The organism is Asticcacaulis sp., assembly GCF_035497195.1.
Taxonomy (GTDB): domain Bacteria; phylum Pseudomonadota; class Alphaproteobacteria; order Caulobacterales; family Caulobacteraceae; genus Asticcacaulis.
Genome location: NZ_DATJDZ010000014.1, coordinates 274,289 through 298,136 on the forward strand (window position 1 = coordinate 274,289; position 23,848 = coordinate 298,136).

Here is a 23,848-nt window from a genome sequence, read left to right on the forward strand (position 1 = left end):
GCACAAAAACATTTGCGAAAGGGAGGCGGTGTCGTAATTGGCCGTCTCGATGGTTGCACTCATGGCAGACGATTCCAGTCGGCTTAATCAGGTCTTTGCCGAGACCTCGTTCCTCTACGGCACAAATGCGATCTTCATCGAACAGATGCAGGAACGCTGGGCACAGGACCCCAATTCGGTATCTCCCGAATGGCGCGCCTTCTTCGATTCCCTCATGGACAGGCCCGAAACGGTCAACGCCAACGCCAACGCCAATGTCGGCGGCTGGGCGAACCCGGTCAATGCCCCGCGCGACGAGTTGACGTCAGCGATGGACGGCGTGTGGCCGGCCGTGCAGGCCAAGGTCGAAAAGGCCATTGCCGCCAAGACTCCCGGTGTTTCGCCGGTTGATCTGCAAGCCGCCTCGCGCGACTCGGTTCGGGCGCTGATGCTGATCCGCACCTTCCGTATTCGCGGCCACCTGCAATCGAACCTCGACCCGCTGGGTCTTGAGCCGCCGATCCATAATCCGGAACTTGAGCCTTCCTATTGGGGCTTCGCCGATTCCGACATGGATCGCCCGATCTTCATCGATGGCGTGCTCGGTATGGAGCAGGCGACGATCCGCGAAATTCTCGCCATCCTGCGCCGTACCTATTGCGGCAATATTGGCGTCCAGTACATGCACATCACCGACCCGGCTGAAAAGGCCTGGGTGCAGGAGCGCATCGAAGGCCGCGACAAGGAAATCAGCTTCACAAAGGAAGGCAAGATCGCCATCCTCAAGAAGCTGATCGAAACCGAAGGCTTCGAGCGCTTCTGTCACCGCCGCTTCCCCGGCACCAAGCGCTTCGGCCTCGATGGCGGCGAAGCCATGATCCCGGCGCTGGAGCAGATCATCAAGCGTGGCGGCGCACTCGGCGTCAAGGATATCATCTTCGGCATGGCCCACCGCGGCCGCCTGAACACTCTGGCCGGCGTCATGGGCAAACCCTATCGCGCCATCTTCCACGAATTCCAGGGCGGCACCTCGCTGCCGTCGGATATCGAAGGTTCGTCGGACGTCAAATATCATATGGGCGCGTCATCGGATCGTGAATTCGATGGCAACAAGGTTCACCTGTCGCTGACCGCCAACCCGTCGCACCTGGAGATCGTCAATCCGGTCGTGCTCGGCAAGACGCGCGCCAAGCAGGCCTTCCATCTCAAGAACAACCCTGAACTGAACACCGAAAATGGTCCGGATCGCGGCATGGCGATGGGCCTTCTGATCCACGGTGATGCCGCCTTCGCCGGTCAGGGCGTCGGCATGGAATGTCTCGCGCTGATGGGCCTCAAGGGCTACAAAACCGGCGGCACGATGCACTTCATCATCAACAACCAGATCGGTTTCACCACCGCGCCGCGCTTCTCGCGCTCCTCCCCCTATCCGTCGGATGTGGCGCTGATGGCCCAGGCGCCGATCCTGCACTGTAACGGTGACGATCCGGAAGCCGTGGTTTTCGCCGCCAAGATGGCGACCGAATTCCGCCAGAAGTTCGCCAAGGACGTGGTGGTCGATATGTTCTGCTATCGCCGCTTCGGTCACAACGAAGGCGACGATCCGACCTTCACCCAGCCGATCATGTACGCCAAGATCAAGAACCATCCGTCGACGCGCGAACTCTATACCGCGCGCCTGATCAGTGAGGGTATGGTCACTCAGGCGGAAGTCGATGGTTTCATCGCTGATTTCGACGCCTTCCTCGATTCCGAATTCGAAGCCGGCAAAGCCTACAAGGCCACCAAGGCCGACTGGCTGGACGGCAAGTGGCAGGGCCTCGGCCTGCCGGAAGAAGACGAACGCCGTGGGTCTACCTCCGTGCCGCGCGCCAAGCTCGTTGAACTCGGCACCAAGATCACCACCATCCCCAACGATGTCGACGCCCACAAGACCTTGCGCCGCGTTATCGACGCCCGCCGCCAGATGATCGAAACCGGCGAGAACCTCGATTGGGCAACGGCGGAATCGCTGGCCTTCACTTCATTGCTCGATGAAGGCTTCCCGGTTCGTCTGTCGGGGCAGGATTCGATCCGCGGCACCTTCTCGCAGCGCCATTCGGCCTTTGTCGATCAGCGCACAGAAGACCGCTACTTCCCGTTCAACCACATCCGCGATGGCCAAGCCCTCTATGAAGGCATCGATTCGGCGCTGTCGGAAGAAGCGGTGCTCGGTTACGAATACGGCTACTCGCTGGCCGATCCGAACACGCTGACCCTGTGGGAAGGCCAGTTCGGAGACTTCGTTAACGGCGCCCAGGTCATCATCGATCAGTTCATCTCGTCGGGTGAACGCAAGTGGCTGCGCATGTCGGGTCTCGTCATGCTGCTGCCGCACGGCTACGAAGGCCAGGGGCCGGAACACTCCTCGGCCCGTCTTGAACGCTTCCTGCAACAATGCGCCGAAGATAATATGCAGGTCGCCAATTGCACGACGCCCTCAAACTACTTCCACATCCTGCGCCGTCAGATCCACCGGCCGTTCCGCAAGCCGCTGATCCTGATGACGCCGAAATCGCTGCTGCGTCACAAGAAGGCCGTGTCGTCACTGTCGGAAATCTCGGAAGGCTCGTCCTTCCACCGTGTCCTGCACGATGACGCCGAGAGCCGCCCCGCCGTGGCTGGCGTCAAGATCGCGGCGGACGACAAGATTCGCCGCGTCGTGCTGTGTTCCGGCAAGGTCTATTACGACCTGCTCGAAGACCGCGAAAAGAAGCAGATCAAGGACGTCTACCTGATGCGCCTTGAGCAGTTCTACCCGTGGCCGATGAAGTCGCTGATGACCGAACTGGCCCGATTCAAGAACGCCGAACTGGTGTGGTGTCAGGAAGAACCGAAGAACATGGGCGGCTGGACGTTTGTCGACCCGTGGCTTGAACTGACGCTCGCCCGCCTGAGCATCAAGGCTAAGCGCGCCCGTTATGTCGGTCGTCCGGCTTCGGCCTCGACCGCCGCCGGCACGATGAGCCGCCACCTCAAAGAACTCGAAACCTTCTTAAACGAGGCCTTCGCCTAAGGGCGGAGGTTTCCTCGAAGTCTTTCTCACTCATTCGCTGAACAGCACGCAAAAATTCAAAACTGGAGCCTGACCTATGGCTGACATCCTCGTTCCCGTCCTGGGAGAATCCGTAACCGAAGCCACCATCGCCAAGTGGACCAAGAAGTCCGGCGAAACCGTCAAGAAGGACGAAATGCTTGTCGAGCTTGAAACCGACAAGGTTTCGCTCGAAGTCGCTTCGCCCGCTGATGGGATCTTGCAAATCCTCGTCGGTGAAGGCGAAACCGTCACGCCGGGTATCGTGCTCGGCACGGTTGGTGGGGCTGGCGCTGCCGTTGCCACGCCGAAAGCCGCCGCTGCACCGGCGCCTGTCGCTGCGGCACCTGCTGCCGCTGCGCCTGCTCCGGTGGCCGCGCCTGCCGCCGCTCCGGCTTCCGGTAATCTGATCGAGGTCAAGACCCCGGTCATGGGTGAATCGGTCGCCGAAGGCACATTGTCGACCTGGCTCAAGAAGAAGGGCGACACCGTCAAGAAGGACGAAATCCTCGTCGAGATCGAAACCGACAAGGTGGCGCTCGAAGTCGCCGCCCCGGCCGATGGGACGCTCGCCGACATCGTGGCCGGCGATGGCGCCACCGTGACGCCGGGTCAGGTGATCGCCCGCATCTCCACCGACGGGTCTGTTTCCGCTTCGGCCCCTGCGGCTGCGCCGGCGCCTGTGGCCGCGCCTGTCGCTGCTGCCCCTTCGACCGACAAGCCGCTGTCGCCTTCGGTTCAGCGCATCGTCACTGAAACCGGTCTCGATCCGAACAAGGTCGATGGCACCGGCAAGGACGGCCGTATCACCAAGGGTGATGCTCTTGCTGCCCTTTCGACACCGGCCCCGGCCGCTTCGGCCCCCGTGCCGGTGTCTGTGGCTGCACCGGCTGCACCGCGTCCCACCGCACCTCGTGAAGAGCGTGTGAAGATGACGCGCCTGCGCCAGACCATCGCCCGCCGCCTCAAGGAATCGCAATCGACCGCCGCCCAGCTCACGACCTTCAACGAGGTCGATATGACCACGGTCATGGCCCTGCGCGCCACCTACAAGGACGTTTTTGAAAAGCGTCATGGTGTGAAATTGGGATTCATGTCGTTTTTCGCCAAGGCGGTTGTCGCGGCGCTGAAAGACATCCCGGCGGTCAATGCCGAGATCGACGGCACCGACATCATCTACAAGAACCATTATGACCTCGGCGTCGCCGTCGGCACCGACAAGGGCCTGGTCGTTCCGGTCCTGCGTGATGTCGACACCCTGTCGCTCGCCGGCATCGAAAAGGGCATTGCCGCCCTGGGCAAGCAGGCCCGCGACGGCACGCTCAGCATCGACCAGCTGCAGGGCGGCACCTTCACCATCACCAATGGCGGTATCTATGGGTCGCTGATGTCGACGCCGATCCTCAACATGCCGCAGGCCGGCATCCTGGGGATGCACAACATCGTGCAGCGCCCGATGGTCGTCAATGGGCAGATCGTCGCCCGCCCGATGATGTACCTGGCGCTGTCCTATGATCACCGCATCGTTGATGGCAAGGAAGCGGTCACCTTCCTCGTCCGTATCAAGGAAGGCCTGGAAGACCCGCAGCGCTTTATCCTCGACGTCTAAGGTCAGGTATAAACCAAAAAACAGAAGCCGCTCCTGCGAAGGGGTGGCTTTTTGTTTATCCGGTATGTGGTAAGATCATGCGGAAAAGAGGCCTCTATGCGTCAGTCGCTCCCCATCTTCCGTCTTGTGCTCGCCGCCTGCGCCCTGCTGTCGCTCGGTGGTTGTCTGACCGTGCCGCGTGACGCCACCGTGCTCAATGAGGCCGCCTCGGCGACCGTGCCGGAATTTCCCAATGCGCGCTTCAATGCCGACGACCCCACCTTGTCGGCCCGGCTGGAAAAGGATATGCGCACCACAGCGGCGAAAACACCTTCCAGCGGACCGTACCAGATACTGGCGCTGTCCGGTGGCGGGGCCGATGGCGCTTTCGGGGCGGGTGTGCTGATCGGCTGGACGAAACGCGGCGACCGCCCGCAATTCAACGTCGTCACCGGTGTTTCGACCGGCGCCCTGATCGCGCCTTTCGCCTTTCTCGGCCCGGACTATGACGCCAAGCTGCGTGACGCCTATACCAGCGGCGCCGCTGCCGGCCTGACACGCAAGCGCGGGCTCTATGCCGCCTTCACACCGGGCATTTTCCAGGCGGGGGAACTGCGCGATCTGGTGGCGCGCTATATCGACGACGACCTCCTGACCGCCATCGCCCGCGAGCAATTGAAGGGCCGCCGCCTGTTCGTCGCCACCACCAATCTCGACAGCCAGGAAGGCGTGGTCTGGGACCTTGGCGCCATCGCACTTGAGGCGCAGACCCACCCCCATAAGCGGGAAGCGGCGCGTGAGTTGTTCTGCAAGGTGCTGGTCGCCTCGGCCAGCGTGCCGGGGGCTTTCGCGCCGGTGATGATCGAGACCGATACGGTCGGCGACCAAAACCCCGAAGCGCAAGGCCCCAAGGGGCATCCGTTGCAGGAAATGCACGTCGATGGCAGCGTCACCCTGCCGTTTTTTATCCTGCCGGAATCGATGCTCGACTGGACCGTGCCGACCGACCTGCGCCACGGCGGCCATGTCTATGTGCTGGTCAATGGCAAGATCAATCCGGCCTATGCGGTGACCAAGAACAATGCCGTCACCATCGCCGCGCGCAGCCTGGAAACCATCACCAAGGCGCAGGCGCGCGTCACCCTGGTGGCGCTGAAGGCCTTTTCCGAGCGTAACGATCTGAGTGTTTCGGTGACGGCCATGCCGGATGATTTCATCAATGGCGGCATGATGGCCTTCGATACCGAGAGCATGAACAAGGTCTTCGACAAGGGCTACGCCATCGGCCTGTCGCCGCAAAACTGGACCGATAAATAAGCCACAGTCCGCCTGTGAAGGAACGCAGTTTTTCCTAAAGCACTGGTGCGGTGGGCGGCGTTGAATTAGTCTCTCAAAAATAATTATTATAAATGAGGGCAGGGATGAAGACGTTACGGGGCGCCGCGCTGACGGCAGTGGGTATTTTGCTGGGTGTGTCTCTGGCTATAGGCGGTACGGCCGCCGCGAAGGGGCAGAAAAAAGAACTCAGCAATCGGGAAAGCTTCACGCCGGCCGACGCCCTGAAAGGCCAGGCCTATGTCAATGCGGCCATGGCCGCGCCGATGATGGATCTGCTGCAAAAAGCCGATGTCCAGCACCCGGATATCATGCTGGAATACGGCATCGCCCTCGATCTGGGCCGCCCGTCGGTATCGAGCCAGATGTCGAAGGATGACCGGGACAAACTGAAGCGCGGCTTCCGCGATATGCTGGACCTCTACATTACCAAATCCGACAAGTTCGACATCACCTTCAACGAAGACGCCATGCTCGATCAGTCCGAGTTCTGGATCTATCTCGCCAAGCATGTCGGCCGGCCGAAGTCGCGCGCCAGCCTGGCCGGCGTAGCGCAGGCCGAGTCTGCGCCCGGCGCGCCGCCGATGGCCTTCGTGCCGGATGATCCCAACCAGGATAAGGAATTCAATCTCAATGAAGACCTGATCCTCAAGCCGAATGTCGTCAATGCCGCCACCGCCTGTGGTCAGTCGGCCTATGGTTTCGCCCGGATGCACAAGGTCCAGACGGTTGATATTGCCGAGACCAAGCTGACGCCGGAACAGTTCGCCACCGCGCAGGAGGCGGCTGTGAAGGCCTATCGCCTGTCATATGCCGAGGGCGTACTGGCCTGTGGCGACCGGGAATATTTCATGCGGGTGGCCGATTTCGCCAGTCGCAATCTCGGTGCGCTCGGCAATATGAAAGACAGCCCTACCGCCGTCGTCGCCGATGTCGGCATGGCCAAGGTTGAGGAGTAGCGTGACGGCGGGATTTGGGTTAAGCTCTCATTAACCATAAATGAGGGGTGACAGGATGAAATATCTGCGGGGGTTCCTTGTTCTGGTGGTGCTGGCCTACGTCGCCTGGATCGCCTTCCCGGTCGTCAAGGCCTTTATCCTGCCGCCGGTCGATAATGGCCCGACCATCGGGGCGCGTTCGATGGATTCCACCGATTATTCCGGCGGTTTCGACGCGCCGATGATGGGGGAACAGGCCGCTCCTGCGACCGATTCCATTCAGGGCGATACGGCGGTCACCGCCATTGTCACCGACAACAAGCCGGTCGTCTGGCTGTGGGGCGCGGTGATCACACTTTATCTGCTGGCGGCGTTCCTTCATGCCAACGGCAATTTCCGCGCCGGCTTCATCTATGTGCTTGGTTTTGGCGCCGATCTGATCCTGACTTACCTGACCAATGGCGATAAAAGCCTCGGCCTGTTCGACAAGCTCTACACCGTGCTTTCCGGCTGGGATCCGCGTTATGTGCTGACTCTGGTGGCCCTGGTTCTCGGCTTCCTCATCTACATGTCGCGCTTCCGGCCCATACCGAGGGCGGGACGCGCGGGTTTGGCGTAAAAAAGTCCATAAGTCTGCGTAATTGACTTGACCCGGCAGGCTTGCGCTCCTAGCTAACGGGCAGAAAATTTACCTTAGAACACGTTTTGGAAACGTGCTCTAAGTTTTGTCTTTAACGCGCATCTTGGTCCGAAAAGTGCGTTACACTTTTCGGGATGCGCTCGGAGCGAGAGGGCTTTCGCATGGCTGACGACAATTTCGACGTGGTGATCATCGGTGGCGGGCCTGGTGGCTATAATGCGGCGGTTCGCGCTGGCCAGCTCGGCCTGAAAACCGCCATCGTCGAATCGCGGGGCGTGTTGGGCGGCACCTGCCTGAACGTCGGCTGTATGCCCTCGAAGGCCCTGCTGCACGCCTCGGAACTGTTCGAAACCGCCGGTCATGAGTTCGCCAATATCGGCATCGAAGTGCCGGCGCCGAAGCTCAACCTCGTCCAGATGATGAAGGCCAAGCAGGACAGTGTCACCGCCCTGACCAAGGGCGTCGAGTTCCTGATGAAGAAGAATAAGGTCACATACCTGGCGGGCTTCGGCAAGATCACCGGCCCCGGTAAGGTCGTGGTCACCGGCAATGACGGCACCACTTCTAACCTGACCACCAAGAATATCGTCATCGCCACCGGTTCCGAGCCGACCCCGCTGCCGGGGGTTGATGTCGATCAGAAGCAGATCGTCGATTCCACCGGCGCCTTGTCGCTTCCCTCCGTGCCGAAGTCGCTGGTCGTCGTCGGCGCCGGCATTATCGGCCTCGAACTGGGTTCCGTGTGGCGTCGCCTCGGTGCGCAGGTGACCGTGGTTGAATTCCTCGACCGCATTACGCCGGGTATGGATACCGAAACCGCCACCGCCTTCCAGAAGACCCTCACAAAGCAGGGCTTCGCCTTCAAGCTCGGCACCAAGGTGACGGCCGCCAAGACCGGCGCGAAGGGCGTTGAACTGACGCTCGAAGCGGCGGCCGGCGGCAATGCCGAAAAACTCAATGCCGACGTCGTGCTGGTCGCCATCGGCCGCCGTCCGTTCACCAAAGGCCTCGGCCTGGAAACGGTCGGCATTACCCCCGATCCGCGCGGGTTTATCCCGACCAGCCACTTCAAGACCTCCGCGCCGGGCGTCTGGGCGATCGGCGATGTGATCCTGGGGCCAATGTTGGCGCACAAGGCCGAAGAAGACGCGGTCGCCTGTATCGAACTGATCGCCGGCAAGGCCGGTCACGTCGATTACAATCTGGTGCCGTCGGTCGTCTATACCTCGCCGGAAGTGGCCTGGGTCGGCCAGACCGAAGAGCAGGTCAAGGCGTCGGGCGTAGTGTACAAGACCGGCAAGTTCCCCTTCATGGCCAACAGTCGCGCCAAGATCAACCACGAGACCGAAGGCTTCGTGAAGTTCATCGCCGACGCCAAGACCGACAAGGTTCTGGGCGTGCACATGATGGGACCGCAGGTCGGTGAAATGATCGGCGAGGTCTGCGTGCTGATGGCCTTCGGCGGCGCATCGGAAGATCTGGCCCGCACCTGCCATCCGCACCCGACGCGTTCGGAAGCGGTCCGCCAGGCGGCCATGGGCGTCGAAAACTGGACCATGCAGATGTAAGATTACGGGGTTTGGGGTCGCGGACCCCACGCCCGGTAAGTTCACCGCTTTTGATAAACCTTGACGTAATCAACCTGCATGGTGCGCGGGAAGATGCTGTCGTCGATCGCGCCCGGCCAATCGCCACCGATAGCCAGATTGAGCAACAGGTATTGCGGTTCATCGAAAGGCCATTGATCGTGGCCGGTGTGGGCATTGGTAAAGGTCTGGTAGACCGTGCCATCGACCCCGACCTCGATCTTGTCCGCTGTCCAGGTCAACTGATACTTATGAAAATCCGTACAGGCGGTCGGCACGGAAATATGTGTGCCGCCGGTGACGCCGGTATTGACCGTTTGCTGGGTGTGCATTGTGCCGTAGATGGTGGTGTCCGAATTGACCTGTTCCATGATGTCGATTTCACCGGCGGCGGGCCAGGAGCCGTTCTCACCCAGCATCCAGATTGCCGGCCAGGTGCCCTGACCGCAGGGCAGCTTGGCGCGGACCTCGAAATAGCCGTAGGTCCAGCTCTTCTTGCCGTGGGTGATCAGGCGGGCGGAGGTGTAGTGCTGGCCGCCGTAATCGGCGGCGGAGGTCAGGTCCTCCTTGCGCGCGGTGATCGACAGGATGCCGCCGGAGATGCTGGAATTTTCCAGCCGGCCCACAGCATAATACTGCTTCTCGTTGTTGTACCAGCCGGTGGCGTTGGCCTCGGTGTCATAGGTCCAGACGGCGGAATCCGGCAGACCATCGGTGGAAAAATCATCGACCCAGACGAGACTGTATCCTGCCGGCGCATCCGATGAACTGGAGGATGATGAACTGCTGGAAGAAGACGAAGATGAAGATGAGCTGCTTCCGCCGCCCGTGCTCACACCGCCACCGCCACCGCCACCGCAGGCGGACAGCGCGCTTGCGGTCAGGGTGATGAACGCGGCCGCGCCGATAATCCCGTACTTGTGCATAGTTAGCCCCCTATTTTACCGTAACTATCCGGCTGTAGCGCTGGCCGTCCGGCGCGACCGAGCGGGTCTCGATCGGTCCTTTGACCTCCACGGCGTCGTGATAGGTCAGCCATTTTCCGCCTTGGGTGCGGTACTGGATTTTTAGGTCGCCATAGGCCAGGTTGGCCTCGAAAATGCCGCCAGTGACACGCGCGCCCGGCGGCGGCAGGCGATAGGCGACCTTTTCCCGATCCAGTTCGGCGAGGCGCGGCGTCAGGCGGTCATTGAAGCCTTGCCAGTCGGCGAGCAGCGCCTGACCATCGACCTGACGATCGCCGTAGCGGTAGGATTTGCCGGCGACATAGGCCGGTTCCCACGTAGCCGTGTGCCAGGCGCGTTCGGCCAAAGCCAGCACGCGCGGATAGAACATATAGTCGGCGATGCTGTCGGCGCGTACGCCTTCGCTCCATAGCTGTCCTTGCATCCCGGTGATTTTGCGTCCGGCCTCCAGCGGTTCGCTGTCGAGAATGGTCTGGCCGTGCGCCTGGATGTCGGTCATCAGGCTGGCATTGGCGCCCAGATTTTCCGGCATGAAGGCAAAGACCTTGAAAAGATCAGTGCTGCGCGAAGCCCAGTCCATGCCGCGCTCTTTCGGATCGGGCGCATAGGGCATGTCGAGATAGAGCACTTCGGGCGTCGACATCACGATATCCCAGCCGCGATTGGCCTGACGATAGGCCTCGGCCACACCGCCGCTGAATAGCCCGCCCCAGCTATTGGACTGCACCTGTTTCGGCATCTCTTCCGGCTTGACATGGCCCATGCCGTCGCTCCAGCCGGCGGGTTCGATGCCCTTCTGGCCAAGCATCTGCGACACCTGGGTGATAAAGTAAGGGGTCATATGCGCCGGATCGAGACCCTTTGCCCTGACCAGCGCCTGACAGGCGGGGGAATCGGTCCAGGCGCCGGCAGTTTCATCGGCACCGATATGGTAGATTTTCAGCGGCACGCCGGCTTCCGTGTGCATCGCCCTGATATCGTCGATCACCGTCTCGATGAAGTGATAGGTCGAGGGGATGCAGACGTTCAGCGTATTGTCGTTGTAGTGCTGGATCGAGTCATAGACGGTCTTGTCAGCCGGATCTTGCAGGCGGAATTCATTGGCGGCCTCCGGCTTGCCTTCGGCCATCAGGCGGCGGTAACGCGCCTCCATCGAGCGGACGGCGGCGCGCGAATGGCCCGGCATGTCGAACGACGGAATGACCTCGATATGACGCGCATTAGCTGATCTGATGATCTCGATATAGTCGGCCCTGGTCAGATAGCCATCGACGATTTTCGAGCCTTGCGGGCCTGCGCCGAGTTGCGGCAGCAGGCAGGCCTCTTCTTTCAGGTCATGGCAGCGACGGCTGCCGATGTCGGTCAGTTCCGGCAGGCCGTTGATCGCCAGCCGCCAGCCTTCATCGTCGCCCAGGTGCAGGTGCAGGCGGTTGAGCTTGTATTCCGCCATCTGGTCGATGGTGTTGAGGATGAAGGTCTTGGAATGGAAATTGCGCGCCAGATCGATATGCAGGCCGCGGAAACCGAAACGTGGGGCGTCGCTGATCTCGATCGGTTTCAGGCGGTTGTGCTCGAAAGCGGCCTGTTGCGACAGGCTTTCAACAGCGTAGGCGGCGCCGGCGGCATCGGCGGCGGTAATGACGATTTTACCGTTCTGCGCCAGTAAATGATAGGATTCGGGCTTGCCGTCATTGATCGTGATTTCGACCGGAACACCTGAGGCGACCAGTTTCAGATGCGAGGCGTCGAGCGCCGCCTTGATGTCGGGAATGGTGAGGCCGGTGAGCTTGAGGGCGATCCCCTTGCCGAGATCGAGCGGTTGGCCATCGAGATGTTTCGCGGCAACGGGCGTCGGCAGAATGATGATATCGGGTTTCGCCTGCGCCACTTCGCGGGAAGCGTTCTGCACGAAGGCGCGCTCCGGCGTCAGCCATTGGGTGGCGTCCTGCGGCCCCTTGCGTGTGGTCGCTTCGTCGGTGATCGGCGTCACGAAGGGCAGATATTCCAGTCCGGTCGCCGGATCGAATTTCGTCCGTGACGCCGCGATCGTAACCGGGGGGGCGCCATCGGCCACGATATAAGCATTGGGCATGGCCAGGTATTCGGAAGGCGAATGGCCGGCCCAGGTCACCGAATAGGTTTCACCAGGCGTGAGCGTGACGCCGGCTCTGGGGGTCAGTTTGTAATTGTCGCCATTGATATGAGTCAGGTCGAAGGCGGTGTCACCAATCAGATCGAGCGGACTGACCGAGCCGAAATAGAGCGCCCACGCGCCTTCGGGCAGGTCGGTTTTGGGCAGGGTCAGGTCAAGGCGGGTGTTGAATCCGTCATTAGATGCGTTTGGAATTACGCTCAGCTTGTAGCCGAGATGATCCGTGAAATAGGTGACAGGATTGACCGCCGCCGTATGCGCCATGATCGGAACAAGGGCCGTGGTGGCGAACAGGGCGGCGCCAATCAAGCCACGAAAATGGCGGATGCGGGATGATTTCGGCATGTTGGCGCCCCTCTGTTTATCTTTTTCTCCGGGCAAGGTGACCCAAGCCAGGGGACTTGTCAATTGCCAGACAGGACCTATATGGCATCATTTAGCCTCCAATATAGAACCAATATGGCGGCTTTGCATGGGCGAAATGAAAATTAAAATTCATGCAAATTTAGCATAATGCTATGTATTTAAATAATAATATATGTTTATTTGTGCATACAAAAACACGATTTCGTATTTTGTCTGGTGGGTATAAAGGACGTATTTGCAATACCAATTTGGCGGCATAAACCACTGGCCGCAACCTGACGCCTGAAGCGCCTGTCTCCATCATCCGTCCCTGCCGGAGAACGCATCCTGTGCCGCCCCGCGGAGCAAAAGACCAATCCTTACTTCAAATTGAATTATTATAGCGATTTCAAGCTGTTTGGATAATACCAATTTATCTTCCGCACTAGCCAGTGAAAGCAATGGCAGGTCCTGCTGTCGGGAAGGGCTGTTACATTTTATACTTAATCATCTGAATTTTCATATATAAATTTATCACCTTAGTCAAAATCGGGCGTCACTTTCACCCGCCAATTGCCGGACAAAACCGTTGACGGAGCAATACCAATGGAATAGTGTCGGCAGTTCGACAACGGCGTTCTTCGTGAAGTGGGCCGTTTTCGGACTGTGCAGGTCCGTACAGCAAACGGAAACAGGAGCCGTTTCCGCAAAAAATGGACTTATAAAAGCCGCTCGGGGAGGGCGTATGTCATTTATCGAAACCGTCGGTGGACTGGTCAGTGACGATCCGGCGCCGCTTTACATGCAGCTCCAGAAGGTACTGCGTGACGCCATCCTGTCGCGTATTCTCACCCCCGAAGCCGCCATCCCGCCGGAGCGCGATCTGGCCGAGGAGTTTGGCGTGTCGCGCCTGACCGTGCGCAAGGCGGTCGATGGCCTGGTCAATGAGGGCCTGATCACGCGTCGCCGTGGGGCCGGCACCTTCGTCGCCAGCCGGGTCGAGAAAAGCTTTTCCAAATTATCGTCCTTTTCCGAGGACATGATCTCACGCGGACGCGTGCCGCACAGCGAATGGCTGTCGAAATCGGCCGGTGCGGTGACGCCGGAGGAATCGCTGTCGCTCGGCTTGTCGCCCGGCACGCTGGTCTATCGTTTCCAGCGCCTGCGCTATGCCGATGGCCAGACGATGGCGCTGGAAAGTTCTACCATCCCAGGCTACTGCCTGCCGGCGCCCGGCGCGGTCGAGGACTCGCTCTATGCCGCGCTCGATGCCGCCGGCAATCGCCCGGTGCGCGCCCTGCAACGCCTTCGCGCCGTCGCTTTCAGCGCCGATCAGGCGGAGGTCCTCGGCATCCGGCCAGGGGATGCCGGCCTGTTCATCGAGCGGCGGGGCTTCCTCGCCGATGGCCGCGCCGCCGAATTCACCCAGAGCTGGTATCGCGGCGACGCCTATGATGTGGTGGCCGAGTTGAATCGCGTTTGATCCGGGCGTGCCACTGCGCTAGACCTGCTCTATGACCCCCAGATCGCTCCATGACCAGTGAAACGCCGCCTTTACGTATCAGTGCCGATGCCCGTATGGAAATGCGCCGGGTCGGCCGCGAAGGCCATCCGCTTTTGATCATCGATAATGCGATCGCTGAGCCGGAAAGGCTGATTGAATCAGCCGTTACCGCCGTATTTGAAAAACCGGATCACACGCGCTATCCCGGCCTCAACGCCCCCTTGCCGGATTATTATGGCCAGGGCATCCTCAGTGCGGTCAATCCATTGCTGGCGCGCGGATTCGGTATGCCGGCGAACCTGCGCAAGACGATGTTCGGTTTCCTGGCCCTGGCCACGGAGGCGCCGGAAGACCTGGAACCGGTTCAGAAGGTGCCTCACCACGATTCGCCCGATCCGTTTCGCATCGCCCTGGTGCATTATCTCTGCCGCGACATGCCGGGCGGCACCGGGTTCTTTCGTCACAAGGCGACCGGTTTCGAGGGGATCGATGCCCGCCGTCGTGCCGATTATGTCCGCCACGCGGCCGCGGAACTGGAGACAACCGGCGAGCAACTGACACGTCACGTAACGAATGAGACGCCCAATTACGAGCTGATCGATTTCGCCGAACTGAAATTCAACCGCCTGATCATCTATCGCAGTCATGTGCTGCATTCGGGGCTTCTGGAGGGCGCGCACCTGACCGGCGACCCGCGCACGGGCCGCCTGACCGCCAACAGTTTCATCGATATTGTGCGGCCCAAAGCGTCATAACGGGCAATCCCGGCGTTTATAATTTGCGGCCGTGACGCGCATGTTATCCTTACGGGCGCGTCAGTATGGTTTCCTCAATGTGCAATTTGAGGGAGTAAACTCGATGGGCAAGAACGGCATCTATATTTTGTGCGGCGTGGCGCTTGTGGTGATCGCCGCTATTTTCCTGCTTAATCTGCCGGATAATCGCAGCGGGACAGAACGGGTCGGTGACGCGGTGGAAGCCCTGCCGAACGGTGTGGACAAGGCGGGCGATCAGCTCAAAGACCGCAATCCGGTCGAAAAGGCCGGTGACGCCATAAGCAAGAAAACCGATTGAAATCTTACCAGAAGCCGGGAGCTGTTTTGATGCGCCCTGTTGCAGATACAAGATATCCGCTTACCTCGCCGGTTGGCCTTTCTGCCGCGCCGCGTGCGCCGTGGTATCGCGATTTCGCCTGGCGCGACGGGTGTCTGGAAATCCGCAAGACCGCCATACGATTGCGGGTCGATCGCCATCTGATGGCTGAAATCGCCAGTTGGGTGGTGTGGCTGACCATTTTGCTGACGGTCGCAAGCTGGGCGCGGCTGACACGCCAGGCCACAACGCGTCTCGCCTTTGTGCCGGACAGGCCGCGTCCGTGGTATCTGCTCGGTGGCGCGGCGTTATGGGCGGGTATCGAGTCTGTGGATCGTCAATCCGAGGCCGACGCGGTTATCTATTTTGACGACGTTACGGCGGGCCAGCCGCCGGCCAGCCTCAATGCGCGCCGGCTAAATTTCGCCTGCACCGATATCAGCAAGGGCCATGTCGCCAGGGTTTTTGAAGCGGTTTTCGGCTATCCGCTGCTTGTCGATCCGGAAACGGCCCGTGGTGATATCGTCGCCAAATCCGAAAAAAACGGCGTCCACGATGGCCGGATCGTCACGGCTCCCGCGGAGCGCCGCGACGGGTGGTGTTATCAGCGCCTGATCGATACGACCGGGCCTGATGGCTATTGCCGTGACCTGCGCACACCCTGCGTCGGCGGGCAACCGGTAGTAGTGTGGATCAAGCTCAAACCGTCAGGCAGCCGTTTCGCTATCCACAATCGCAAAGCCTTCCTGCGTGATCCCGCCGAAGTCTATTCGCCGGAAGAACTGGCGCTGATCGCCGCTTTCAACGCCCGCATGGGGCTGGATTGGGGCGGACTGGATATCCTGCGCGACCAGGATGGCCGCCTCTATATCGTCGATGTCAATAAGACGGATGTCGGTCCGGTGATTGCCCTGTCGTGGCGTGACAAGATCATTTCAATGCAGCGTCTTTCCAGCGCGCTTAAAGATATGGTGAAATCATGTTGATGCGCGATATTGCCGTTGACGACCTGACCGCGCAATTTCGCGCCATAATTCTTGATGTCCAATACCCGTGTGTCGGCGCCAAGGCGGCGCTCAATCAGGATCATATCGAAATCCTTGTGGCCATGGATATTTGTTGCCCGGCCGATGATGCCCGCATCCATGCCGCTCTGTCCGCCTTCGCCGGGCGTTACAAAGCTGATCCGCAACCATTTCAAAGCCTGGCTGTCCTGTTTCGAGGTCCGGAAGATCTGTCGGAAAAGGGATTCGAGCAGGCCCTGTGGCAGAGAGTGCAGGCGCTGTCCGATATCGATGCCGCGAAGCACCAGCCCTATGATCCGCGCGTCAGTCCCGACGCCGGCGACCCGCATTTTTCGCTGAGCTTCGGCGGTGAGGCCTTCTTTCTCGTCGGCCTGCATCCGCTGAGCAGCCGACCGGCGCGGCGGTTCATGACCCCGGCCCTGATCTTTAATCCGCATGACCAGTTTGAACGCCTGCGTGCTCAGGGACGTTATGACGGATTGAGCCGGGCGATTACCTGCCGCGATGTCGCCCTGGCCGGTTCGCCAAACCCCATGCTGGCAAAGCATGGCGATATATCCGCCGCCCGGCAATATAGCGGGCGCGCCGTTTCGAAAAACTGGCGCTGCCCGTTTGAATCGCATCATGAGGAACTGAATGATGATCGCTGACGATATGACTACCGAGGGCCGCCGCATCGAAATTCCGGCCAGACACGGGGCCGCATTCCGGCTTAATCGCGGCCAGCGCCTGCGGGTGATCGATCCGCAGGGCGAGCAGGTCTCCGACATGCTGGCTTTCAACGCGCACGATATCAATGAAGTGATCTCGTCCGGCCGGTCGCTTGATTACGCCTCTAAGCTGTTCCTCAGCACCGGCGATCCGCTCTATTCCAACCGCTCCAACATCATGCTGAAGATTATCGAAGATACAGTCGGGCGGCATGATTTCCTGCTGACGCCGTGCTCGAAAGACACCTTCCGCATCATCTATGGTGATGAAAATCCCCACCAGGGCTGTTTCGGCAACCTTGCCCATGCGCTGGAACCTTACGGCGTCACGCCGGATCAGATTCCAACGGCGTTCAACATTTTCATGAATGTCAATATCGCCGCTGATGGCTCATTCACCGTCGATGCGCCCAAGAGCCAGGCCGGCGATCATATCCTGTTCGAGGCCCACATGGACCTGATTGTCGCGCTCACGGCCTGTTCGGCCCTGCAATCCAACAACTATGCTTTCAAGCCGATCCATTACGCGATCGAAACCGGGCATTAAAAAAAACCGTGAAGACCACAAAGGCCTTCACGGAAATAAGTGCGTTTCGGGGTTGAGACCGAAACAGCCAGTTGGGGAAGAACGGGCCACGCCTGCGCGAAACGACAGATGCAGCACCCTTCGTACATAACCTCGCGGCCATGCCCGTTACTTCTCTCGTACTGCCTGTCCGGCGTCAAGTATTTTTGTCATCGATGTCATAAATTTAATCCCTCACAGATATTCTGAGGCGAAGGGCGTTAAAGCGTGCGGTTGGCCTTGGCGACCTGGCCATACCAGCGGCCGGAATCCTTGATTGTCCGCTTCTGGTCATTGGCGAAATCAACATAGGTCAGGCCAAAACGCTGACTGTAGCCGGCGGCCCATTCGAAATTGTCCATCAGGCTCCAGGCGTGATAACCGCGCACCGGCACACCGTCATTAATGGCGCGGGAAAGCGCATCGAGATGGCCTTTGTAGTAGGCGATGCGCTTGGCGTCGTGGATGGCGCCCGTCGCATCAGGGCCAATATTGTAGGCCGCGCCATTCTCGGTGATCTCGATCGGACGGTTGCCGGTGACGGCCTGCATCCGCTTGAGGATATCATAGAAACCCTGTGGATAGATGTCCCAGCCGAAGTCGGTCTTTTCATGATCGCCAAAGGCCCATTCGGTATCCGGCAGCAGCAGGCCGGGCACGCCGGAGGGCTTTTGGGCGTCCCAGACGCGGGTGCGCGAATAATAGTTGAGGCCGATGAAGTCGAGATCGGCCTGCATCAATTTGTCGTCGCCCGGCAGGAAGCCCAGCAGTTCGTTTTGCCGGTCGGCCGGCAGGACGCCTTCGGGATAGGCGCCAGTCAGAACGGACTGGACGAACCACAGGTTCGACAGTTTATCCATGAAAACAGCGGCAGCCTTATCGCCCTCTGAGTCAGTCGAGGCGATCTGCGGCGATACATCGAAGACCGAGCCGATTTTCAGCTTCGGATTGACGGCCTTCATCGCCGCATAGCCCATGCCGTGCGCCAGGTTGACCGTGTGGGTGGCCTTGAAGAAGGCCAGCGGGTCCTTGCGGCCGGGCGCCCACGCCCCCTGCCAGTAACCGATCTGGGTGAAGGCCTTCGATTCGTTGAACAGCGCCCAGTTCTCGATACGGTCGCCCAGGGCGCGCGCCATGATATCGGCGTAGTCGGCGAAACGCTGAGCGGTGTCGCGCACCGGCCAGCCGCCGCGGTCTTCCAGTTCCTGTGGCAAATCCCAGTGATAGAGGGTCGGCAACGGGCGGATGCCGGCTTCGAGCAGGGCATCGGTCAGGCGCGAATAGTAATCGAGACCTTTTTGGTTGGCCGGGCCGGTGCCATCGGGTTGTATGCGCGTCCAGGCGGTCGAGAAGCGGTAGGATTTCAGGTTCATGGCCTTGAGCAGGGCCACGTCTTCTTCGTATTTATGGTAGCTGTCGCAGGCCACCTTGCCGGTGTCGCCATTGAGAATCTTGCCCGGCGCCAGGGTGAAGCGATCCCAGATCGATTCGCCCTTGCCGTCTTCATTCCACGCGCCCTCGATCTGATAGGCGGCGGTGGCGGCGCCCCAGATAAAGCCTTCGGGGAAGGCGCCTTCAACGAACTTTTTAGCCTTTTTGGCTTCGGCGATATTCGGCATGAGGGAGGCGGCACCAAGGGCTAAGGCGGAGGTAAGGAGATCGCGGCGATTCATGGGTGTTTCCTGTGAGAAAAGTCGTGTTTTTTTTTCCATAGACGCTCAAAATGACATCGATGTCAACGAGCGGAAGTGAAAAATTTCCAGCCCCGGCTGACCCCGCGCGAGATGGTCTTCGCCGAAACGCCCGCCAATTCGGCCACATCGTAAATGGTCGCCATGCTTGTCCTGAGAATCCCGGTTTGGCGATTCCGATCGCTGGTTATTTCCGTACCGTGCATGTGATGCGCTCGCGCCACAGGTGGTCAGCGATATCGGGCTATTTCCCGACCGCTTTATGACATCGATGACAAATTACTTGACATAAATTGGACAGTTTGCAAATAGTCGATTGTCAAAATATGACAAGCTTGTCAGGTGTACGGTATTAAAATATAGCTACAATTGCATTATATTTTAATAATATCAGCAAGTTATTAATTTGTCTTCGCTGTCAAATTAAACTGTCCGATAGGACATGGTGGCAAGGTAAATATAAGGTCCGCAGGGGCGCTGGAGGAGAAACAATATCGGCTCATCGCTGATTTATCGACCGCCTATGCCGCACGCCGGCATTGGGCGGCAAAAGCGATACCCCAGGAACACGCGTAAAAGTTTGTAAAAAACTCACATAAGATTAGGGACGAAAACACATGGCTAAAACAATTGGGAAGAGACTGCTGAAAGGCGCGATCGGCGCTGCGCTGATGACGGGCGTAAGTATGACAGCGCTGTCAACCGCTGCCTATGCTCAGACCGAGGATGGCCCCGCTGTTGCGGCGCCACCAGCCGACGCTGAAATCATCGTTGTCGGTATCCGCCGGTCCTTGCGGTCTTCGCAGGATATCAAGAAAAACACGCAGGGCATGGTCGACGCCATTACGGCGGAAGATATCGGCAAGTTCCCCGACACCAACCTCGCCGAAGCCATTCAGCGCATCCCCGGCGTCACCATCGATCGTTCCAACAACGAAGGCTCGCGCGTTACGGTGCGCGGCTTCGGCCCGGAATATAACCTGGTCACGCTCAATGGCCGCTCGATGCCGGCCTCGGTCGGCGGCGGCATGAGCGCCACGCGCTCGTTCGACTTCGCCAATCTCTCGGCAGATGGCATCGCCGGCATGGCCGTCTTCAAGACGGGCCGCGCTGATGTGCCGTCCGGCGGCATCGGTTCGACGATCGACGTCACCACGGCCCGTCCCTTCAACTATAAGGGCCTGACAGCGCAGATTTCCGCCAAGGCGATCAATGATACCTCTTCGGTCGAAGGCAGCGACGTCACGCCGGAAATCTCCGGTCTGTTCTCCAACACCTTCGCCGACGGCAAGGTCGGTTTCCTGGTCAACGGTTCCTATTCCGAACGCAACAGCCGCCTGGAGCAGGCCAGCATCGGCGGCTGGCTGCAAAATCAGGATTTCAGCCAAGGCGTCGTGGTTGACAACAACGAGAACCCCTACGGCAATACCTGGGCGCCGCAATCGGAAGCCTGGGGCTTCGATGACCATGAGCGCACCCGCCTCAATGGCCAGGCCGTATTGCAGTTCCGCCCAACCGACAGCCTGACCGCGACGGTGGACTACACCTATGCCCTCTACAAGGATCACTTTGTTTCGCACACCTCCGGCGCCTGGTTCGGTTACGGCGGGGACCTGCATTCGGCGACGATCAATGAGCACGGCACGGCTGTGAACATCAACGACACCGGTTCCGATCTGTCCTATTCGGTGTTTGATGACCATATCAAGAATGAACTGAAGTCGACCGGCCTGAACCTGAAATGGGACGCCACGGACACCCTGACCGTCAATTTTGACGCGCACCATTCGGTGGCCGATTCCGGCGGCGACGGCGCTAACGGCAACAACATGTTCATGATTGTCGGGCAAAATCCCGGCATCGCCATCGACAAGATCTTCACCGTCACCGATACGGATATCCCGACCACCCTCTGGACCTATCAGGCCCCGACCACGGTCGACAATATCGGCACGGACACCATCCTGCCGTTGTTTGGCCAGGCCAACAACAACACCTTTGAAAACAAGATCGATGAAGCTCGTCTGGACGCCACCTGGCGCAATTCGAGCGACAGCGGCCTGAAAAGCATCAAGATCGGTGCGGACTACAAGGTGTTTGAAACCCACGCCCAGTCCTATAACTCCGGCAACTTCGCCTATGGCTATTACAATCCGGCCGATCTCGGCCTGATGAAGGCCTCGACCTTCACCAAGGTGGATACCTGCACCCTGCTGGAAGATTTCTCCGGCGGCGGCTGTGATATCGCTATCCCGTATATCTATACCTACGACCTGGCTCAGGGCGTCGCGGACGTGCAGTCGAAATATCCGCATACCTTCGCCTTCCCGACCAATCCGACCAGCGATCACATCATCAAGGAAGACACCAAGGCGCTCTATTTCGTCGCTGATTTCGACACGGATTTCAATGGCATGCGTTTCCGTGCCCTGGCCGGCCTGCGTTACGAGCAGACCAATGTGACAGCGAATTCGCTGGAGCAGAAGCCGGTTTCGGTGGAATGGGTCAACCCGACCGAATTCTTCACGCGTTATGCTGCTGATCCGGCCTTCTCCAACATCGAGAAGTCGTACAACGAGTTCCTGCCAAGCCTCGACACCAGCCTGCAAGTTACCGACAAGCTGCTGATGCGGGCGTCATACTCGAAGACGATCACCCGTTCGGACCTGACGTCGATGGTCGGTACGACCTCGGTTTCCGGTACGCCGAAACCCGGCGCCCGCACCGCCACCGCCGGTAATCCGGGTCTTCTGCCTTACGAGTCGAATAATATCGACCTGTCGGCGGAATATTATTACACCCGCGACTCCTATGTTTCGATCAACTACTTCGCCAAGCAGGTCGATAACTTCCTGACGCAAACGACCGTGAAAGGCCCGCTTGCCGGCCTGACCGATCCGATGGCGGGCGCCCTGGCGCAAACGGCGACGGCGGAATTGATTGCGGCCAATCAGCCGACTACGGCGGCGAATATCTTCGCCCAGATGCAGGCGGATACCGGCCAGCTGACTTTCACCGGTCAGCCCGGCGATCCTTTGATCACCTGGGATATCACCTCGCCGTCCAACGCCAACAGCACGGAAATCCACGGCTGGGAATTCGCCGTCCAGCACATCTTCGCGGATACCGGCTTCGGCTTACAGGCCAACCTGTCGATCCCGACCGGCGGCGCCCAGTTCGACAACGAAAAGATCGGTTCGCAGTTCGCCCTGCCCGGCCTGTCGAAGTCCTACAACCTGGTTGGTTTCTATGAAAAGTATGGCTTCCAGGCGCGTGCGGCCTTCACCCATCGCGGTGAATTCCTGCTCGCCACCAGCCAGGGCCAGTCGTCCAACGAGCCGCAGTATGTCGAGGCCTATGACCAACTCGATATCAGCGCCAGCTACGACATCAACCCGCACATCAATGTCTTCTTCGACGGCATCAATGTGACCGGTTCGTCGCAGCGCCTGCATGGCCGTTACAGCGAGCAGTTCCTGAATGCGTATCAGGGCGCGGCCCGCTATCAGCTCGGCGTCCGCTACAAGTTCTAGATCCGAAACTTAAGCCAAAAGCGAAGAGGCCGTCCGGAAGGGCGGCCTCTTTTTTATCGTGTCAGGCTTCTGGCCAGATAGGTCCGCACATAGTCGGCGATTTCAGGGGTCAGGCCGCCATAGGCGCCGCGGGCCTTTTCCGGCAAATGGGCCAGCGGATCGCCGTTCATCTCGAAAATCAGATGGTCGAACACCGATTTCCAGGCGGCTCTTTGCTGCGGCGGCAGGTCTTTTAGACTGAGCAGGGCGTGCAGCAAGGTGTGCATCGGCGGCGCGAAATAGTCCGGCACATCACGCCACCAGTAATTGACCAGCGCGCCGAAAGGCGACAGCGATTCAACGCCGTGCCACCACAATGACGGAATATAGAGCGCGTCACCCGGTTCGAGTTCGGCGATTTCACCGGCCGCCGCCGCTTCGGCATAGAGCGGAAATTTTTCCAGATCGGGCGCGCGTGTATCGACTAGGCTGACAATCTGACCCGCCGGCGTCATGTCGGGCGGGCCGATATAAAGGTTTTTCATCTGCTCGATCGGAAACAGCGTGAAGCGCCGCCGGCCAGCCACCACACAGGCGAGATTTTCCGGATTGTCGTAATGCGGCGCTATGCAGGTGCGATTGCCGATCCAGATCGACTGGATAACCGAAGGGGCCGGGATCAGGCCAAGCGCGGAATTCTCCTTGGCAAAGTCCGGGATATAGGTGGCCAGTGACAATGATCCCGCATATTTCGCCGACGGATTGGGGGCGTCGAGATGGGCGATCAGCCAGTCGAGTAGTTCATTCAGCGGGGCGCGTTTCGACTCGAAATTGAATCCGCTCAAGTCGGCCTTATAGGCGAAGCGGCCGTTGATTTCGGGTGCGCCTTCAAACAAAGGCGCGGGCACGCCGTTGTAAAATCCACGGATATATTCTGCTAAAGCGGCGGCGGAGTCGCGGCCTTTCGCCACCGCCGGCCAGTGGCTAATCAGGCCCTTCAAAATGGCCGGCCGCGCGCGCGGTTTGATGGTCTCGAGAAAGATATCCCGATCGACATTTTTCCAGATTTTCGTCGATTTGCTGATCGATGTCACGCGCCGTTTTCCTCATGCATTTCATATAAATATATATAGAGAAATCAAAATGAT

Annotated in this window: 17 protein-coding genes; 13 read left to right on the forward strand and 4 right to left on the reverse strand. The window is 59.5% G+C overall.

Annotation, left to right across the window (positions count from 1 at the left end; all coding sequences use genetic code 11):
• The first annotated feature begins 61 nt into the window (after window positions 1-61).
• The 6 genes from VL130_RS05365 to lpdA all read left to right on the forward strand — a co-directional run bounded on the left by VL130_RS05365 (window position 62) and on the right by lpdA (window position 9,121).
• Window positions 62-3,034, forward strand: a complete 2,973-nt coding sequence (locus VL130_RS05365; RefSeq protein ID WP_325361703.1) for a 2-oxoglutarate dehydrogenase E1 component — start codon at window positions 62-64, stop codon at window positions 3,032-3,034.
• Window positions 3,035-3,110: 76 nt separating this feature from the next.
• Entirely contained in the window at window positions 3,111-4,661 is a 1,551-nt protein-coding gene (gene odhB, locus VL130_RS05370; protein ID WP_325361704.1) for a 2-oxoglutarate dehydrogenase complex dihydrolipoyllysine-residue succinyltransferase, read from the forward strand.
• 96 nt (window positions 4,662-4,757) lie between these two features.
• The gene (locus VL130_RS05375; RefSeq protein WP_325361705.1) at window positions 4,758-5,957 is read left to right on the forward strand and encodes a patatin-like phospholipase family protein; all 1,200 of its coding nucleotides are present in this window, start codon (window positions 4,758-4,760) and stop codon (window positions 5,955-5,957) included.
• A gap of 104 nt (window positions 5,958-6,061) precedes the next feature.
• On the forward strand, window positions 6,062-6,934 hold the full coding sequence (locus VL130_RS05380) for a hypothetical protein (protein ID WP_325361706.1): 873 nt from the start codon (window positions 6,062-6,064) through the stop codon (window positions 6,932-6,934).
• Window positions 6,935-6,989: 55 nt separating this feature from the next.
• Window positions 6,990-7,532, forward strand: coding sequence for a hypothetical protein (locus VL130_RS05385; protein WP_325361707.1), 543 nt, complete (start codon window positions 6,990-6,992; stop codon window positions 7,530-7,532).
• 182 nt (window positions 7,533-7,714) lie between these two features.
• Window positions 7,715-9,121 carry a dihydrolipoyl dehydrogenase gene (gene lpdA, locus VL130_RS05390; protein ID WP_325361708.1) on the forward strand — a complete coding sequence of 469 codons (1,407 nt, stop codon included), beginning with the start codon at window positions 7,715-7,717 and terminating at the stop codon, window positions 9,119-9,121.
• A 41-nt stretch (window positions 9,122-9,162) separates the two neighbouring features.
• On the opposite strand, the gene VL130_RS05395 is transcribed toward lpdA, so the two are convergent.
• Both VL130_RS05395 and VL130_RS05400 read right to left on the reverse strand, forming a co-directional pair.
• Complete coding sequence (locus VL130_RS05395) at window positions 9,163-10,065, reverse strand: glycoside hydrolase family 16 protein (RefSeq protein WP_325361709.1); 903 nt, start codon at window positions 10,063-10,065, stop codon at window positions 9,163-9,165.
• Between the two features lie 10 nt (window positions 10,066-10,075).
• Window positions 10,076-12,601 (reverse strand): family 20 glycosylhydrolase, encoded by a 2,526-nt coding sequence (locus tag VL130_RS05400; protein WP_325361710.1) that lies wholly within the window; start codon window positions 12,599-12,601, stop codon window positions 10,076-10,078.
• A 745-nt stretch (window positions 12,602-13,346) separates the two neighbouring features.
• Between VL130_RS05400 and VL130_RS05405 the strand changes: the two genes are divergently transcribed.
• From VL130_RS05405 to VL130_RS05430, 6 genes are all read left to right on the forward strand, one after another.
• Window positions 13,347-14,084 carry a GntR family transcriptional regulator gene (locus tag VL130_RS05405; protein ID WP_325361711.1) on the forward strand — a complete coding sequence of 246 codons (738 nt, stop codon included), beginning with the start codon at window positions 13,347-13,349 and terminating at the stop codon, window positions 14,082-14,084.
• A gap of 50 nt (window positions 14,085-14,134) precedes the next feature.
• On the forward strand, window positions 14,135-14,860 hold the full coding sequence (locus tag VL130_RS05410; protein ID WP_325361712.1) for a DUF6445 family protein: 726 nt from the start codon (window positions 14,135-14,137) through the stop codon (window positions 14,858-14,860).
• A 103-nt stretch (window positions 14,861-14,963) separates the two neighbouring features.
• A complete protein-coding gene (locus tag VL130_RS05415; RefSeq protein ID WP_325361713.1) occupies window positions 14,964-15,179 on the forward strand; it encodes a hypothetical protein in 216 nt (71 codons plus the stop codon).
• A 29-nt stretch (window positions 15,180-15,208) separates the two neighbouring features.
• Window positions 15,209-16,183 (forward strand): hypothetical protein, encoded by a 975-nt coding sequence (locus VL130_RS05420; RefSeq protein WP_325361714.1) that lies wholly within the window; start codon window positions 15,209-15,211, stop codon window positions 16,181-16,183.
• Window positions 16,177-16,872, forward strand: a complete 696-nt coding sequence (gene gntA / locus VL130_RS05425; protein WP_325361715.1) for a guanitoxin biosynthesis heme-dependent pre-guanitoxin N-hydroxylase GntA — start codon at window positions 16,177-16,179, stop codon at window positions 16,870-16,872. Before VL130_RS05420 ends, gntA begins: the two co-directional genes overlap by 7 nt.
• Window positions 16,859-17,479 carry an urea carboxylase-associated family protein gene (locus VL130_RS05430; protein ID WP_325361716.1) on the forward strand — a complete coding sequence of 207 codons (621 nt, stop codon included), beginning with the start codon at window positions 16,859-16,861 and terminating at the stop codon, window positions 17,477-17,479. The genes gntA and VL130_RS05430 overlap by 14 nt, the downstream gene beginning before the upstream one ends.
• A 239-nt stretch (window positions 17,480-17,718) precedes the next feature.
• Here VL130_RS05430 and VL130_RS05435 read toward each other — a convergent pair whose 3' ends face one another.
• Window positions 17,719-19,170, reverse strand: a complete 1,452-nt coding sequence (locus VL130_RS05435) for a GH1 family beta-glucosidase (RefSeq protein ID WP_325361717.1) — start codon at window positions 19,168-19,170, stop codon at window positions 17,719-17,721.
• A 635-nt stretch (window positions 19,171-19,805) separates the two neighbouring features.
• Between VL130_RS05435 and VL130_RS05440 the strand changes: the two genes are divergently transcribed.
• Window positions 19,806-22,721: a TonB-dependent receptor gene (locus VL130_RS05440; RefSeq protein ID WP_325361718.1), complete on the forward strand. Its 2,916-nt coding sequence runs from the start codon at window positions 19,806-19,808 to the stop codon at window positions 22,719-22,721.
• A 53-nt stretch (window positions 22,722-22,774) separates the two neighbouring features.
• Here VL130_RS05440 and VL130_RS05445 read toward each other — a convergent pair whose 3' ends face one another.
• Window positions 22,775-23,794, reverse strand: coding sequence for a cupin-like domain-containing protein (locus VL130_RS05445; protein ID WP_325361719.1), 1,020 nt, complete (start codon window positions 23,792-23,794; stop codon window positions 22,775-22,777).
• Window positions 23,795-23,848 lie beyond the last annotated feature (54 nt).

Bases quoted from the DNA above. Each gene is read 5' to 3' on its own strand.
- VL130_RS05405 (WP_325361711.1), top strand. From the start codon at position 13,347: ATGTCATTTATCGAAACCGTCGGTGGACTGGTCAGTGACGATCCGGCG.
- lpdA (WP_325361708.1), top strand. From the start codon at position 7,715: ATGGCTGACGACAATTTCGACGTGGTGATCATCGGTGGCGGGCCTGGT.
- VL130_RS05430 (WP_325361716.1), top strand. From the start codon at position 16,859: ATGATGATCGCTGACGATATGACTACCGAGGGCCGCCGCATCGAAATT.
- VL130_RS05375 (WP_325361705.1), top strand. From the start codon at position 4,758: ATGCGTCAGTCGCTCCCCATCTTCCGTCTTGTGCTCGCCGCCTGCGCC.
- VL130_RS05440 (WP_325361718.1), top strand. From the start codon at position 19,806: ATGGCTAAAACAATTGGGAAGAGACTGCTGAAAGGCGCGATCGGCGCT.
- VL130_RS05385 (WP_325361707.1), top strand. From the start codon at position 6,990: ATGAAATATCTGCGGGGGTTCCTTGTTCTGGTGGTGCTGGCCTACGTC.
- VL130_RS05400 (WP_325361710.1), bottom strand. From the start codon at position 12,601: ATGCCGAAATCATCCCGCATCCGCCATTTTCGTGGCTTGATTGGCGCC.
- odhB (WP_325361704.1), top strand. From the start codon at position 3,111: ATGGCTGACATCCTCGTTCCCGTCCTGGGAGAATCCGTAACCGAAGCC.
- VL130_RS05415 (WP_325361713.1), top strand. From the start codon at position 14,964: ATGGGCAAGAACGGCATCTATATTTTGTGCGGCGTGGCGCTTGTGGTG.
- VL130_RS05380 (WP_325361706.1), top strand. From the start codon at position 6,062: ATGAAGACGTTACGGGGCGCCGCGCTGACGGCAGTGGGTATTTTGCTG.
- VL130_RS05420 (WP_325361714.1), top strand. From the start codon at position 15,209: ATGCGCCCTGTTGCAGATACAAGATATCCGCTTACCTCGCCGGTTGGC.
- VL130_RS05410 (WP_325361712.1), top strand. From the start codon at position 14,135: ATGACCAGTGAAACGCCGCCTTTACGTATCAGTGCCGATGCCCGTATG.
- gntA (WP_325361715.1), top strand. From the start codon at position 16,177: ATGTTGATGCGCGATATTGCCGTTGACGACCTGACCGCGCAATTTCGC.
- VL130_RS05395 (WP_325361709.1), bottom strand. From the start codon at position 10,065: ATGCACAAGTACGGGATTATCGGCGCGGCCGCGTTCATCACCCTGACC.
- VL130_RS05435 (WP_325361717.1), bottom strand. From the start codon at position 19,170: ATGAATCGCCGCGATCTCCTTACCTCCGCCTTAGCCCTTGGTGCCGCC.
- VL130_RS05365 (WP_325361703.1), top strand. From the start codon at position 62: ATGGCAGACGATTCCAGTCGGCTTAATCAGGTCTTTGCCGAGACCTCG.